This is a genomic window from Oscillochloris sp. ZM17-4 (assembly GCF_019599295.1).
Classification (GTDB): domain Bacteria; phylum Chloroflexota; class Chloroflexia; order Chloroflexales; family Chloroflexaceae; genus Oscillochloris.
Genome location: NZ_JAIEWN010000035.1, coordinates 9,083 through 23,015 on the forward strand (window position 1 = coordinate 9,083; position 13,933 = coordinate 23,015).

Annotated in this window: 13 protein-coding genes and 1 tRNA gene; 10 read left to right on the forward strand and 4 right to left on the reverse strand. The window is 70.4% G+C overall.

What is annotated here, in order from left to right; translation table 11 throughout:
* Positions 1-395 precede the first annotated feature (395 nt).
* The 7 genes from K2Z83_RS20480 (at position 396) to K2Z83_RS20510 (ending at position 7,017) form a co-directional block, all read left to right on the forward strand.
* Complete coding sequence (locus K2Z83_RS20480; protein WP_220597050.1) at positions 396-1,511, forward strand: sialidase family protein; 1,116 nt, start codon at positions 396-398, stop codon at positions 1,509-1,511.
* A complete protein-coding gene (locus K2Z83_RS20485; RefSeq protein ID WP_220597101.1) occupies positions 1,511-1,810 on the forward strand; it encodes a MoaD/ThiS family protein in 300 nt (99 codons plus the stop codon). Before K2Z83_RS20480 ends, K2Z83_RS20485 begins: the two co-directional genes overlap by 1 nt.
* Positions 1,811-2,277: 467 nt before the next feature.
* Positions 2,278-3,912, forward strand: coding sequence for a hypothetical protein (locus K2Z83_RS20490; RefSeq protein ID WP_220597051.1), 1,635 nt, complete (start codon positions 2,278-2,280; stop codon positions 3,910-3,912).
* Between the two features lie 15 nt (positions 3,913-3,927).
* Positions 3,928-5,310, forward strand: coding sequence for a VWA domain-containing protein (locus K2Z83_RS30070; protein WP_220597052.1), 1,383 nt, complete (start codon positions 3,928-3,930; stop codon positions 5,308-5,310).
* A 99-nt stretch (positions 5,311-5,409) separates the two neighbouring features.
* Positions 5,410-5,826 carry a DUF1801 domain-containing protein gene (locus tag K2Z83_RS20500; RefSeq protein ID WP_220597053.1) on the forward strand — a complete coding sequence of 139 codons (417 nt, stop codon included), beginning with the start codon at positions 5,410-5,412 and terminating at the stop codon, positions 5,824-5,826.
* A gap of 67 nt (positions 5,827-5,893) precedes the next feature.
* A complete protein-coding gene (locus tag K2Z83_RS20505; protein ID WP_220597054.1) occupies positions 5,894-6,175 on the forward strand; it encodes a 4a-hydroxytetrahydrobiopterin dehydratase in 282 nt (93 codons plus the stop codon).
* An 86-nt stretch (positions 6,176-6,261) separates the two neighbouring features.
* Positions 6,262-7,017: an alpha/beta fold hydrolase gene (locus tag K2Z83_RS20510; RefSeq protein ID WP_220597055.1), complete on the forward strand. Its 756-nt coding sequence runs from the start codon at positions 6,262-6,264 to the stop codon at positions 7,015-7,017.
* A 20-nt stretch (positions 7,018-7,037) separates the two neighbouring features.
* Here K2Z83_RS20510 and mnmE read toward each other — a convergent pair whose 3' ends face one another.
* The gene (gene mnmE / locus K2Z83_RS20515) at positions 7,038-8,414 is read right to left on the reverse strand and encodes a tRNA uridine-5-carboxymethylaminomethyl(34) synthesis GTPase MnmE (RefSeq protein WP_220597102.1); all 1,377 of its coding nucleotides are present in this window, start codon (positions 8,412-8,414) and stop codon (positions 7,038-7,040) included.
* Between the two features lie 122 nt (positions 8,415-8,536).
* Between mnmE and K2Z83_RS20520 the strand changes: the two genes are divergently transcribed.
* Both K2Z83_RS20520 and K2Z83_RS20525 read left to right on the forward strand, forming a co-directional pair.
* Positions 8,537-10,303 carry a DUF5752 family protein gene (locus K2Z83_RS20520; protein WP_220597056.1) on the forward strand — a complete coding sequence of 589 codons (1,767 nt, stop codon included), beginning with the start codon at positions 8,537-8,539 and terminating at the stop codon, positions 10,301-10,303.
* Complete coding sequence (locus K2Z83_RS20525) at positions 10,303-11,367, forward strand: alpha/beta hydrolase (RefSeq protein WP_220597057.1); 1,065 nt, start codon at positions 10,303-10,305, stop codon at positions 11,365-11,367. The genes K2Z83_RS20520 and K2Z83_RS20525 overlap by 1 nt, the downstream gene beginning before the upstream one ends.
* A 52-nt stretch (positions 11,368-11,419) precedes the next feature.
* On the opposite strand, the gene K2Z83_RS20530 is transcribed toward K2Z83_RS20525, so the two are convergent.
* Positions 11,420-12,016 carry an ATP-dependent Clp protease proteolytic subunit gene (locus tag K2Z83_RS20530; protein WP_220597058.1) on the reverse strand — a complete coding sequence of 199 codons (597 nt, stop codon included), beginning with the start codon at positions 12,014-12,016 and terminating at the stop codon, positions 11,420-11,422.
* 92 nt (positions 12,017-12,108) lie between these two features.
* Between K2Z83_RS20530 and K2Z83_RS20535 the strand changes: the two genes are divergently transcribed.
* Positions 12,109-12,183: transfer RNA gene (locus K2Z83_RS20535), tRNA-Lys, on the forward strand.
* Positions 12,184-12,589: 406 nt separating this feature from the next.
* Here the strand turns inward: K2Z83_RS20535 and K2Z83_RS20540 are convergent.
* The gene (locus K2Z83_RS20540) at positions 12,590-13,201 is read right to left on the reverse strand and encodes a recombinase family protein (protein WP_220597059.1); all 612 of its coding nucleotides are present in this window, start codon (positions 13,199-13,201) and stop codon (positions 12,590-12,592) included.
* Positions 13,198-13,933 (reverse strand): hypothetical protein (locus K2Z83_RS20545; RefSeq protein WP_220597060.1); only part of this gene is annotated, 736 nt, incomplete at its 5' end. The genes K2Z83_RS20545 and K2Z83_RS20540, both read right to left, overlap by 4 nt.

Sequence of the window (13,933 nt, forward strand, 5' to 3'; positions counted from 1 at the left end):
CAATGTGTTGTGGGCAGGCACACGGGCCTGCCCCTACGGCGCGGCAATGTGTTGTGGGCAGGCACACGGGCCTGCCCCTACGGCGTGGCAATGTGTTGTGGGCAGGCACACGGGCCTGCCCCTACGGCGTGGCAATGTGTTGTGGGCAGGCACACGGGCCTGCCCCTACGGCGCGGCAATGTGTTGTGGGCAGGCACACGGGCCTGCCCCTACGGCGCGGCAATGTGTTGCGAAACATCCTCGTAGGGGCGACCCAACGTGGTCGCCCCCAACGTGGTCGCCCCCAACGTGGTCGCCCCCAACGCGCCCGCCCCGAGTTGGGGTATTGACTTCGTAGACCAGATGTTCTATACTCCAGCCTGTCCCCATTGTTGCGATAGCAGAAGGAGCACGGCATGCCCGGAGTACGTGTGTTGGTCGGGACGCGCAAGGGCGCGTTTGTCCTCACCTCGGACGAGCGACGGCAGGAGTGGGATATCAGCGGGCCGCACTTCGGCGGCTGGGAGATCTACCACATAAAGGGCTCGCCGGTCGACCCGAGCCGGATCTATGTCTCGCAGTCGGGCGGCTGGTTCGGCCAGATCATCCAGCGCTCCGACGACGGCGGCGCGACATGGGAGCCGGTCGGCAACGCCTTCGCCTACGACGGGGTGCCCGGCACCCACCAGTGGTACGACGGCACCCAGCACCCCTGGGAGTTCACGCGGGTCTGGCACCTGGAGCCCTCGCTGACCGACCCGGACACCGTCTACGCCGGGGTTGAGGACGCCGCCCTGTTCCGCTCGACCGACGCCGGCCAGACATGGCAGGAGCTCTCGGGTTTGCGCCGCCACACCACCGGGCCGTCCTGGCAGCCCGGCGCCGGCGGTATGTGCCTGCACACCATCCGGCTCGACCCGGCCAACCCCAACCGGATCGTCGTCGCCATCTCGGCGGCGGGCGCCTTCCGCAGCGACGATGGCGGCGAGACATGGAAGCCGATCAACCGTGGCCTGCGCTCCGAGGGCATCCCCGACGCGGACGCCGAGGTGGGCCACTGCGTCCACAGCATCGCCATGCACCCGGCCCACCCCGACGTGCTCTACATGCAGAAGCACTGGGACGTGATGCGCAGCGACAATGCCGGCGATCTCTGGCACGAGGTCAGCGGCAACCTGCCCTCGGACTTCGGCTTCCCGATCGCCGTCCACGCCCACGAGCCGGAGACGATCTACGTCGTGCCGATCAAGAGCGACTCGGAGCACTTCCCGCCCGAGGGCAAGCTGCGGGTCTATCGCAGCCGCACGGGCGGCGATGCCTGGGAGGCGCTGACCACCGGCCTGCCCCAGCAGGACTGCTACGTCAACGTGCTGCGCGACGCCATGGCCGTGGACTCGCTCGACTCATGCGGCATCTACTTCGGCACCACCGGCGGCCAGGTCTACGCCTCGCCCGACGGCGGCGACACATGGTCGGCGATCATGCGCGACCTGCCGGCCGTCCTCTCGGTCGAGGTTCAGACTCTGCCATGATGATCCGCATCATGCTGCCGGCCCACCTGCGCATGCTGGCCCGCCTCGGCTCGGGCGAGGTGACGGTGCAGGTGGAGGGGGCCGTCACCCAGCGCTCCGTCCTCGACGCCCTGGAGCTGGCCTACCCGATGCTGCGCGGGACGATCCGCGACCATGCGACGCAGCAGCGCCGGCCCTTCGTGCGCTTCTTCGCCTGCGAGGAGGATCGCTCCCACGAGCCGCCGGACGCCCCGCTGCCCGAGGCGGTCGCCGCCGGCAGCGAGCCGCTCATGATCGTCGGGGCGATGGCGGGGGGGTAGCGTATGGCCTGCGTAGGTGCTATGATGGGCAGCGCGCGCACGCACATCGATTGAAGTGGCCTCGGACAGGCTGCTGAAGCGGCCTTCGTAGACTCAGCCGGGGGCTTCAGCCCCATGTGCATGAGGTTAATCGAAACCGGATTGACCGCCCGCCCGCCTACGCGGGCGGGTGTGGCGTCGGCGCAGCCGACGCTCGGCGCGCAGCGCCTCGCCGGCGCGACTGAAGTCGCGCCACGGGAGCCTGCGGCTGGCCGCCCGCCTACGCGGGCGGGTGTGGCGTCGGCGCAGGCCGACGCTCGGCGCGCAGCGCCTCGCCGGCGCGACTTCAGTCGCCGCTGGGGGGCTCAGGACATTGCACATGCCCTGCACTGCCGCGGAGGTGCGGCGCGCCGGCGCGCCAGATATGTTAGAGTCTCTGATAGCGCGTGAGCGGCCAGCGAGGCACCTGCGGCTATCGGAGATATGCTATGGCGGAGGAGCAAGACGAGACGCCCGTCGGGCCATCTCCGGCGGGCGAGGCCACACTCGAAGCAGCGGTCGCGACAGTGTTGCGAGCCCTTGGCGAGCGGGCCCGCCACGATGAGCCCCTCCGCGCGAGCATCGCGCTGATCGGGCGGGCGCTGCTCGCCCTGGCCGAGCGGCCGGAGGTTTGCGTCGAGGAGCCGCTGCCCCCGCCGGCAGCGGAGCCCGGCGCGGAGCCCGATGCGGAGCCTGATGCGGCGAAGGCGAAGGCGGCTGCGGAGCCCGCCCCGCCGGCGCCGGCCTCCCCGCCGGCCACAGAGGAGGATCTCAGGCGGCTTGCCCGCGTGCTGATGGGGCAGGAGCCGCCCGCCGAGGAGCCGCCGAGCCACACATGGCAACGCCCGCCGCCGCCGTCCGCCCCTCTCGACCTCCAGTCCATCATTGATCGCTGCGATGTCAAGTCCGCGATCCTTATGTGGTACGCGGAGCAGCCGGCCAGCTCGCCCCGCAGCAGGGTGCCCCACAGCATAATCGCCCGCGCCAAGGCGCTGCCGGACTGCCAGCTCTGGATGCTGCGCTACGAGACATCGTTCGCGATCGACCACGGGCACGCGGCGATGCTGGCGGGCAGCCTCGCCACGATGTCCGCCGCCTGCGCGGCCATCGTCGTCATCGACAAGCACGCCCTCGCGCCGGCGCTGCTGCGCGCCGCCATCGAGATCGCGGCCGAGGCCCAGTCGGCGCTCAGGGCGGCCCTGCGCCTGGCCGGCGTGGCGGCGGAAGATCATGACCAGCTTGAGCTCTTCCAGTGGCTGCGCCAGCGGGCCAGCGAGGAGCAGTTCTATATCGATCGCTATATGCGCAAAGGCGCCCCGGCCGACCCGCTGGGCTGGGAGGAGCGGCTGGATCGTGCCCGCCAGATCGGCGCGAAGGTCGTCCAGATCACGGAGCGGCGGCGGCGGCAGCGCAACCTGCTCGGCACCCTGCGCTACCGGATCAAGAAGGAGGTCGCCGGGGCCGCCAGCCACGAGGAGCGCACGGCGGCGTGGACGCGGGTCGGGGAGACCCTCGATCTTCTGGTTGAGAGCGGTATGCCGCCCACCCACCTGAGCCTGCGGCCGGCGCTCGCCCCCTACCTCGATACGATCCCCGAGGGGCTCGCCCTCACGCCACGGGCGGCGAGCATCATCGAGTCGGTGGCGGCGCACCGGGCCAGCGACGCAGTGAGCGCGCCGGCCGGGGCCGAGTCGTCCGATGAGGATGACGACCCGCTGGTGGCCGAGGTCGCCGAGCTGCTGCGCGACCAGAGCGTGGTGGTGCTCGGGGGCGAGCGGCGGCCTTACACCATCCAGGCGATCCGCGAGGCCTTCGACCTGGGGGAGCTGATCTGGTGTACCACCGAGGAGGGGCAGAGCTACCTCTCGATCGAGCCGTACATCAAGCGGCCCGATGTGGTGCTGGTGATCCTGGCGATCCGATGGGCGAGCCACAACCTGAGCGAGGCGACCAGCCTGTGTACCCGCCACAACAAGCTCCTCGTGCGGCTCCCGGCTGGCTACAACGCCTCCCAGATCGCCCACCAGGTGATGCAGCAGGTCGGCGACCGGCTCCAGGCGCTCGCGGCCGAGCGTGAGGGCTGAGCCATGGACTCCGCTGTGATCGGATTCATCGCCGCGCTGCGCGCCGCCGGGGTGCGGGTGAGCGTGGCCGAGTCGATCGACGCGCTGCGGGCGATCGTCGCGGCGGGCGTGGGGGAGCGGGCCGTGCTGCGCGACGCCCTGCGGGCCACGCTGGTCAAGGAGGTCGCCGACCGGCCGACATTCGAGCGGCTGTTCGAGGCCTACTTCGCGGGCGGCGGCGCGGCCCTGGTCGCGGTCGGCGCGGCGGGCGGCCCGCTGGGCGCTGATGACCGGGCGCGGCTGCGCGCGGCCCTCGACGCCGCGCTGCCCCAGGTCGACTCGCCGGCCCTGGCCGCGCTCCTGCGGGCTATGGTCGATGGCAGCGCGCCCGGGCGCGGCCATCTGGCCGCGCTGCTGGCCCGCACCACGCCGGTGGGCACGGGCAACCCGGTCTTCCATGCCTGGATGACCCGCCGGGCGCTGCGCGAGCTCGAGTTTGCGCGGCTCGATGGGCTGCTGGGCGGGCTGCTCGACGCGCTGCGGGCGGCGGGCATGGCCGAGGGCGAGCTCGCCGAGGTGGAGCGGGCCGCGCGGGCGAACCAGGAGTCCCTGGCCGATCAGATCGGCCGCGCCATCGCCGGCCAGATGGCCCGCCGCGAGGCGCCGCGCCGCCCGGCCCGCCCACATGACGAGCTGATCGACATGCCCCTGCGCCTGCTGGGCGGCCAGGAGGCCGAGGATCTGCGGCGGGCGGTGGCCCGGCTGGCCCAGCAGCTGCGCACCAGGGTCGCCACGCGCCGCCGCCGCGCCCGCCGCGGCCCGCTCGACCCGCGCGCCACCATCCGGGCCAGCCTGCGCTACGGCGGCGTGCCCTTCGCCCCCCACCACCGCCGCCGCCGCCTCCGGCCGCGCCTCGTCGTCCTCTGCGATCTCAGCAGCTCGATGCGCGCCCTGGCCGGCCTCACCCTCTCCCTCGTCTATGCCCTGAGCGACCAGCTCAGCGGCACGCGGGCCTTCGCCTATATCGACGAGCTGCACGATGTCAGCGCCGACTTCGCCGACGCCCGGCCCGACCGGGCCATCGCCACGGTGCTGGCCCGCATCCGCGCCGACTACGCCCGCACCGATCTCGGCAGCTGCCTCGACACCTTCGCCCGGCGCCACCTGGCCACCGTCGACCGGCGCACCACCGTGCTCGTCCTGGGCGACGGGCGGAATAACGGCAGCGACCCGGGCCTCGGCGCGCTCAGGCAGATCCGCGCGCGCGCCCGCCACCTGATCTGGCTCACCCCCGAGCCGCAGCGCGACTGGGGCACGGGCGATAGCGACATGCTGGCCTACGCGCCGGTCTGCTCGGCGGTGCATGTGGTGGGCAGCCTGCGCCAGCTCGGCGAGGCCGTCGCGCGGCTCTTTGGGTGATACCGCCTCGCGCACCATGTCGGATCTCCTCGTGCTTGACAGCGGTAATAGAATATATGTACTATACAATCTCACGCCCACCCTATGCTGGAGGTACCTATGGCCGAGCTGAAGACTAAGCCCAGCGACCAGAGCGTCGCCGCCTTCATCGACACGGTGGCCGACGAGCAGAAGCGGCAGGACTGCCACACGATCATCGAGATGATGCGCGCGGCGACCGGCGCCGAGCCGGTGATGTGGGGCAGCATCATCGGCTTCGGCAGCTACCACTACAGATATAAGAGCGGGCGCGAGGGCGACTGGTTCCTCACCGGGTTCGCCCCGCGCAAGCAGAACCTCACCCTCTATATTATGGCCGGCTTCGAGCGGTACCATGAGCTGATGGGCCAGCTGGGAAACCACAGCACCGGCAAGTCCTGCCTCTATATCAAGCGGCTGAGCGACATCGACCAGGGCGTCCTGCGCGAGCTGGTGGCCCGCTCGGTCGCGCACATGCGCGCCCCAGCACCGGTTTGACCCGCGCCCGCGCCACAGGCTATACTACGCCTGGGGATACGCCATCAGCGAGGAGCATATACCGAGCATGAGCAAGCTTAGCGACGACGAGGTTGAGACGCGGCTGGAGGATCTCGTTGGGTGGGCGCGTCAGGGCGATCTGATCGTCAAGACCTACAAGATGCCCAGCTTCCCCGCAGCGCTCGCCTTTGTGATCAACGTGGGCTTCCTGGCCGAGGCCGCCGGCCACCACCCGGATATCGACATCCGCTATAACAAGGTCACGCTTTCCCTGACCACCCACGACGCAGGCGGGCTGAGCGCGAAGGACTTCGACCTGGCGGTCGCCGCCGATGATCTGATGGTGTGAGCGGTTGTCGATTGCAGATTGCAGATTGCAGATTGCAGGTTAGGCGCGGCGATCTGTAGTCTGCAAGACACTCAAGCGAGATAATCATGCCCATGATCGACACGGCCCTCGGCCGGGCCTTCTACGCGGCGCAGGGCGAGGCCGGCCCGGCCCTGATCTGCATCCATGGCGCCGGGGGCAGCCACCGCCACTGGGGCCACATCCTCGGCGGCCTCGGCGATCTGTCCCGCGTCTACGCGGTCGACCTGCCCGGCCACGGGCGCTCCGACCCGCCCGGTCGCGATAGCATCTCCGGCTACGTCGAGTTCCTCTTCGCCCTCATGGACGCCCTGGGCCTGGAGCGGGCGCTGCTGGCCGGCCACTCGATGGGCGGGGCGATCGCGCTCAGCGCCGCCGCGGCCCGCCCCGAGCGCGTGTCCGGCCTCGTCCTGGCGGGGGCCAGCGCCCGTCTGCGCGTGCTGCCGGCCCTGATCGCCGGGCTGGCCAGCGACCCCGGCGCGGCGGTCACGCAGCTGGAGGACATGCTCTACGCGGACGACGCCCCCGCCGAGCTGCGCGCCGCCGGGGCCGCCGAGGCCCACAGCTGCGACCCGCTCGTCTTCCGGGATGACTTCATCGCCTGCGACGGCTTCGACATCAGGCCGCGCCTGGCCGAGCTGCGTATGCCGGCCCTGGTGATCGCCGGCGCCGAGGACCGCATGGTCCCGCCGAAGCTGAGCGCCGAGCTCGTGGCCGGGCTCGCCGGCGCGCGTCAGGTCACGGTCAGCGGCGCCGGGCACATGCCGATGGTCGAGCGGCCCGCCGAGGTGATCGCGGCGATCCGGGGGTGGCTGCCAAAGTAGGGGCGGCTCGCGAGCCGTCCCTACTTCCCGATACAGAAGCGCGAGAAGATCAGGTCGAGCAGGTCGTCGCCCACCGTCTCGCCGGTGATCTCGCCGAGCGCGTTCAGCGCCACCGTCAGGTCGCCGGCCAGCAGGTCGGCCGGCCGGCCCGCCTCCCAGCTCTCTGCCGCCGCCCGCAGGTGGGCCACCGCGCGCAGCAGCGCGTCGCGGTGGCGCGGGCTGCTCACCAGGCGGGCCTCGCCGGCGGCGGGCGGGGCGCCGCCGAGCAGCGCGCCGGCGATCGCCTGGACCAGATCCTCCAGCCCGGCGCCGGTTGAGGCCGAGGTGGCGACGCTCGCCAGCGGTGAGTGTTGAATGCTGAATGTGGAATGTTGAATGTCGAATGTCGAGGGCGCGGCGTCTGCTTTATTCCACACCACAATCGTCGGCTTATCGACGGTCAGCCTCGCGATGGCGAGGTCGCCTGGTGAGACGGGGGCGGCGGCGTCGAGCACGAGCAGGGCCAGGTCGGCCCCGCGCAGGGCCTGGCGCGAGCGCTCCACCCCCAGCTGCTCGACCGGGTCGGCGCTGGCGTGGATGCCGGCGGTGTCGATCAGCACCACCGGGATGCCGGCCAGGCTGGCCGTCTCCTCCAGCGTGTCGCGGGTCGTGCCGGGGATGGGCGTGACGATCGCCCGGTCGGCGCGCAGCAGCGCGTTGAGCAGCGAGGACTTGCCGACGTTGGGCCGGCCGACCAGGGCGGCGCGGGCGCCCTGGCGGTAGAGCATGCCCTGGGCGGCGCCGGCCAGCAGCCGCTCGGCGGCGGCCAGCCCCGCGCGCAGCTGCGGGCCGATGTCCTGGGCGGGCACCTCGTCCTCGGGGAAGTCCACCACGGCGGTGACGTAGGCCAGGCACTCCATGAGCTGGGCGCGGGCGGCGCGCACCTCGCGGGCCAGCCAGCCGCCGAGCTGGGCCTGGGCCAGCTCCAGGCCGGCCGCCGTCTGGGCGCGCACCACATCGAGCGTCGCCTCAGCCTGGGTCAGGTCGATCCGCCCGTTCAGGAAGGCCCGCAGGGTAAACTCGCCGGGGCGGGCCAGGCGCGCGCCGGCGGCCAGGGCCAGCCCGAGCGTCGTCTGCACCGGCAGCGGGCCGCCGTGGCACGAGATCTCGACCACATCCTCGCGGGTGAAGCTGCGCGGCGCGCGCATAAACGCGCAGAGCGCCTCGTCCACCAGCGCGCCCGAGGCCGGGTCCGCCACGTGGCCGTAGCGCAGCCGGAAGGGCCGCAGCGGGCCGGGGCGGGCCGGTCGGAAGATCGCCCCCGCGATGGCCAGGGCCTCAGGGCCGCTCAGGCGGACCAGCCCGACCCCGCCCTCGCCGGGCGGGGTGGCGATCGCCGCGATCGTGTCGTCGTCCATAGGCGTTGTAGGGGACATATCACGGACAATATTCAGGAAACTACGCAGAACTCAGATCAATCGATGTACAATGCCTATTGTACCAGTTCACCCTGTCAGACATACAGAAAGCGAGGCGGCCTGTGCACCTGAACATTCTCGCCTCTGACCTGGACGGCACGCTCGCCGAGGATGGTCGTGTCTCATCTGCGACATGGGACGCCCTGCGCGCGGCGAAGGCGGCGCACATCACGCTGATCCTGGTGACCGGGCGCACGCTGGACAGCTTCACGCCGGAGGGGCCGTTCGCCGAGCTGTTCGATGCGATCGTCGCCGAGGACGGCGCGGTGGTCTACTTCCCGCGCCAGGATGCTGTGCTCCTGCCCTTCGGCCGGCTGCCGGCCACGCTGCTAGAGCGCATCGGCGAGCTACAGCTGCCGCTGGAGCACGGCATGGCCCTGATCGCCACCCACGTGCCGCACGACGAGCCGATCCTGGCGGCCCTGCGCGCCCACGGCGGCGGCGCGAGCGTCGAGTACAACCGCGGCGCGGTGATGGTGCTGCCCCTCGGGGCGACCAAGGGCACCGGCCTGGCCTACGCCCTGCGCGAGCTGGGGCTCTCGGCGCGCAACATGGTCGCCTGCGGCGACGCCGAGAACGACCACACCCTGCTCAGCCTGGCCGAGCTGGCCGTCGCCGTCGACAACGCGACCCCGGCGCTCAAGGCGATCGCCGACATCGTGCTGCCCGAGCCGTCCTCCGCCGGGATGCGCGGCCTGATCCGCGACCTGATCGCCGGCCGGGTCGGCGAGCGCCGGCCGCGCCCCGAGCGCCAGCTCAGCCTCGGCTGGCAGTCCGACCAGACCCCCTTCCTGATCGACTCCTGGCAGCTGATCGACGGCGTCTGGGGCATCGCCGGCGACAGCTCCAGCGGCAAGTCGTGGCTCGGCGGCCTGATCGCCGAGGAGATCATGCTCCAGGGCTACCAGACGGTGATCATCGACCCCGAGGGCGACTACCGCAGCCTCTCGGCGCTGCCCCACACCATGCTGGTGGGCGGGCGCGACACGCAGCTCCAGCGCGTCGGCGACGTGATCACCATCTGCGAGTACGCCCGCTGCAACCTGATCATCGACCTGTCGTGGATGCCGATCGCCACCCGCAACGCCTTCATCGAGCGCCTGCTGCGCGCCCTGCTCGACCTGCGCGCGCGCTGCGGCCGCCCGCACTGGCTGCTGATCGACGAGATCCAGCAGAGCTACGCCGGCTGGGCCGATCCCTTCACCGGCACCGTGCTCGACCTCATGGCCGGCGGGGGCGTGGCGGTGGTGAGCTACCGGCCGAGCCAGGTGGCGAGCGAGATCACCCAGGCCGTGCAGGTCTGGGCGCTCACGCGCACCAAGGACTCCGATGACCTGGCGCTCTTCGACACGCTCCTGGCCGACAACCCCTGCTGGGCCGAGAGCCGCGCGCAGCTGCCGACCCTCGCCCGCGGCCACGCCCGCCTGCGCATGCCCGGGGCCGACCCCGACTCCTGCGGGCTCAACGATATCGCCTTCCGGGCGGGGACGCGCCGGGTGCCGCACATCCGGCACATCCACAAGTACGTCGCCGTGCCGCTGCCGGGCGAGAAGTGGTTCGTCTTCCGCGACCCGTCGGGGGCGACGCGCGGCACGGCCGCCAACCTATCGGAGTTCCGCACAGCGATCGACCGCGTGCCCCTCAGCTCGCTCGCCTACCACCTGGAGCGCGGCGACTTCGCGCACTGGCTCACCGACACCCTGCACGACACCGAGCTGAGCCGGCAGATCGCCAAGATCGCCCACCGCCGGCCCACCGGCGAGGCCCTGCGCGCCGAGCTGCGCGACACCGTCGCCGCCCGCTACGACGACCTCGCGGCGATGCTCTGATGCGACACCTCCTCACCAGCCTGGCCATCTGGCTCGGCGCGCTCGACACCCTGGCCGACCGGGCGGGCCTGCGCGGGCTGAGCTGGGGCGGCGGGGCGCTGGGGCCGCTGCTCTCCCTGGCCGCCATGCGCGGGCGGCCGAGGGCGTGGGCGCTCCTGGCGGCGCTGCCGCTGGCCCTGCCGCTCCAGCTCGGCCTGGCATCCCTGGCGCGACCGAGGCTCAACCCCAAACGCCAGCTGCTGCCGGGCGACTATGGCGACCGGACAGTGCAGCAGCCCGCCATCCCCGCGCGATACGGGCCGGTTCCAGCCCTGCTGATCGCGCCCAAAGGCGGCGCGCGGGCGGCCGTCTGCGTAGCCCACGGCTCCGGCTGCGACAAGACCTTCTACGCATGGCGGCTGGCCGACGCCCTGGTGGGCCGGGGGCTCGCCGCGCTGCTGATCGACCTCGACGGCCACGGCGAGAGCCCGCGCCCGCAGGCCTTCCCCGACATCATCGAGAGCGTGGCCGGGCCGGCGCGCTGGCTCCGCGAGCGCTACGAGCGGGTGGGGCTGCTCGGCATGAGCCTGGGCGGCGCGGTGACGGCGCGCGCCGTGGCCGAGGGCGCCCCCTGCGACGCCCTGGCGCTCTGGGAGGCTCCGCCGAGGCTGCGCCTAGACGGCGAGGCGTACCGGTGGGTGCAGATCGCCGAGGCCCTACGGGTCGCCCGCCCGCCCCTGCTCGACCTCTTCCGTGACGGGACGCTCTACCACATCATCATGGCGTGGCGCACCAGCGGCATCCGGGCGCGCATCGGCACCTGGGACCTCTTCGACGCCCTGGACTTGCTGGGCAGCCTGGGGCGCGCGGGGTCGGCGGAGGGCCGCCCTCCGCTGCTGCTGGTCTACGGCGGGCGCGACGCCGTGCTCCACAGGGGGGCCGACGAGGAGGTGCGGGCGGCCACAGCGGGCTGGGGCACATTCCACCTGCTGCCGCGGGCCACCCACCTCTCGCTGCCGATCGAGCCAGAGACAATCGCCATCACGGCGGCGTGGCTAAAACTAATGTTGAATGCTGAATGCTGAATGTTGAATGTCCGGCATTCAGCATTCAGCATTCAGCGTTCAGCATTCAACGTTATGATCGCGCGGTCGGCTCAAGGATCGCATCGATCAGGCCATACTCAATCGCCTGCTGGGCGTTAAGGTAGGCATCGCGGCTAAAATCCTGCTCGATCCGCTCGATCGTCTGTCCAGAGTGCTCGGCCATAATCTCGCGCAGCATGCGCTGGAGGCGCAGCATCTCATTGACCGCGATCAGCACATCGGGCGCGTTGCCCTCAGCGCCGCCGCCGGCCGGGTGCGAGTGGATCGTCGAGTGGGGCAGAGAGAAGCGCTTCCCCTTGGCGCCGCCGCAGAGCAGCACCGTCGCCATGCTCGCCGCCCGGCCGATGCAGACCGTGGCGACATCAGGGGTGATCAGCTGCATCGTGTCATAGATCGCCAGTCCGGCGCGGACCACGCCGCCCGGGCTATTGATATAGAGCCAGATATCGCGCTCGGGGTCCTGGTGCTGCAGCACCAGCAGCTGCGCGATCACCGAGGAGGCCATATCATCATCGATCGGCGTGCCGATCATGATCACGCGCTCCTGAAGCAGGCGCGAGAAGATATCCCAGCTGCGCTCGCCGCGGGCGGTGCGCTCGATAATCGTCGGTACGGGAACGGACGGCATACAGGCCTCTCTATCTGATCGGCGATAGTGTTGGGTGAAGTATAGCACACCTGCTTTGACGCTGCCGATCACCTGGGCTATAATGCGGTGAGGGGCCGGTAGCTCAGTGGTAGAGCACCTGACTTTTAATCAGAGGGTCGTGGGTTCGACCCCCACCCGGCTCACCATCTTCAAAATGACGCGAGGCGGCGGACACGAGAGGCAGATAGAGGTTGTTTGGCATTATAGCACACACGTTGTGGGCTGTAACCCAGACGCCGTCGAAGATGCTGCGCACGATACCGCGCTGCTCAGGGATAGGAGCGGACTCCATCAACGTCGCCATATCCTCTAGGAGCGCCGCCGCCTCGCGAACATCCTTGAGTGTGATCCCTTGCGCTGGTCGCACCGGCAACGCCGCGAGTTGCGCCTCGATCTCCTGACGTTTCGCTTCATACACCTCACCCACGATCAGCCCACACATCCGGGCGTGTTCGAGCACACTGCGCTGTTGTTCAAAGGTCGCCCGCTCCGATGACTGCCCTGCCTCCCCAGAACCCAGGAGCTGCTCGACCCGCGCCATCACCGCATCCCTCAGATCCTGCGGTAATACCAGCGCTTTGACCAACTCCCGTACCTGGGCGTCAACGGTCTCGTAGAGCTATCTATGAGCCGCACCGCATCAGCGTCACTCGTCGGCGTCAGAACGCCATCAGGACCTTTCTGGTAGCCGATCGGGTACGGTCCGTGCCAGTAGCCTTGCTGTACTTTGTCAAGAATCCCTTTCCGCACCTCAACGCTGAGATTGTCGCTATGGAATTGGGCCGTGCTGGCAATAATGGTCAGCATCATCTTGCCGGCCGGCGTGGAGCAGTCAACCTGCTCGCTGATTGAGACGAAGGCGATGTGTTTCTCACTGAGCCGACGAATAGTGTGCAGCAGTAGCTCAGTATTGCGCGCCCAACGGTCGAACTTATGCACGATCACGGTCTGGAAGGCACCGGTTTTGGCATCCTCCAGCAACCGCTTGAACGCCGGGCGATCACCGTTGGTGCCAGTATAGCCATCATCAACGTAGATCGTGCCCAAGGTGAGCTGATGCAGCTCACAGTAGAGACGAATCGCTCGTTCCTGCGCCGCCAGGCTGAAGCCTTCTTCCGCCTGCTCGTCCGAAGACACGCGTACATAGCCCGTTGCCGTGGTCATACGAACAGCTCGCCCTGGACGTGGTGCGGGCGCAGCAGGTGCAGCTGCGCGCCCAGCCGACTGCGCGTCTCGGCCACGTTCGTCTCCAGCGCCTCGGGCGTCTCGCCACCGACCAGCACCGCGACCTGGACGGAGTGCAAGCCCTGGTGCACAAGCGCGTGGAGGATCTGCTCGGCCGCGCCCATCACCCGATGGGCGCGCAGATCCAACGCCTGCTGGTCGCGGGCGGCGACCTTGGCCGCGTTGTAGGCCAGCTCGGCCATGCGCATCGCCCGCGGCCGGCGGTAGGTCAGGATGTCGATGGCGATCGCCACGTCGTAGGTCACGTCGAGGATGGCGTGGAGTGTGGTGGCGTCCCAGACCCCGCGCAGCTCGCTGGCCAGCAGCGCGGCCAGCCAGGGGTGGGCCGGCGACTCGGGGGCGAGCCGGGTGGCCTGCTCGCGGTACGGCCCGTCGATCACCGCCGGCAGCTGATCGAGGATCGCGACGGGCCGATTGGTGGCCGTGCGCAGGGTCGCGGCGATCGCCGGCGGGCTGACATCCGGCGGCTCCCAGGTCTGGAGCACGGCGGTGGCCGCGCGCAGGTGGCCGCGCTGGAGGGTCACGTAGAAGCGCTCCAGCTCCTTGGTCAGCGGCAGCCGCCAGAGCAGCGTGTCGCAGACCTCGGCCAGGGTGTCGTGCACCGCCGCAATCGCCAATGACCTTGCACGCAGCACTGGCTTTGTCCAACGC

Bases quoted from the DNA above. Each gene is read 5' to 3' on its own strand.
- K2Z83_RS20500 (WP_220597053.1), top strand. From the start codon at position 5,410: ATGGCCGAGCTGAAGACTAAGCCCAGCGACCAGAGCGTCGCCGCCTTC.
- K2Z83_RS20540 (WP_220597059.1), bottom strand. From the start codon at position 13,201: ATGACCACGGCAACGGGCTATGTACGCGTGTCTTCGGACGAGCAGGCG.
- K2Z83_RS20480 (WP_220597050.1), top strand. From the start codon at position 396: ATGCCCGGAGTACGTGTGTTGGTCGGGACGCGCAAGGGCGCGTTTGTC.
- K2Z83_RS20525 (WP_220597057.1), top strand. From the start codon at position 10,303: ATGCGACACCTCCTCACCAGCCTGGCCATCTGGCTCGGCGCGCTCGAC.
- K2Z83_RS20505 (WP_220597054.1), top strand. From the start codon at position 5,894: ATGAGCAAGCTTAGCGACGACGAGGTTGAGACGCGGCTGGAGGATCTC.
- K2Z83_RS20490 (WP_220597051.1), top strand. From the start codon at position 2,278: ATGGCGGAGGAGCAAGACGAGACGCCCGTCGGGCCATCTCCGGCGGGC.
- K2Z83_RS20485 (WP_220597101.1), top strand. From the start codon at position 1,511: ATGATCCGCATCATGCTGCCGGCCCACCTGCGCATGCTGGCCCGCCTC.
- K2Z83_RS20510 (WP_220597055.1), top strand. From the start codon at position 6,262: ATGCCCATGATCGACACGGCCCTCGGCCGGGCCTTCTACGCGGCGCAG.
- mnmE (WP_220597102.1), bottom strand. From the start codon at position 8,414: ATGGACGACGACACGATCGCGGCGATCGCCACCCCGCCCGGCGAGGGC.
- K2Z83_RS20530 (WP_220597058.1), bottom strand. From the start codon at position 12,016: ATGCCGTCCGTTCCCGTACCGACGATTATCGAGCGCACCGCCCGCGGC.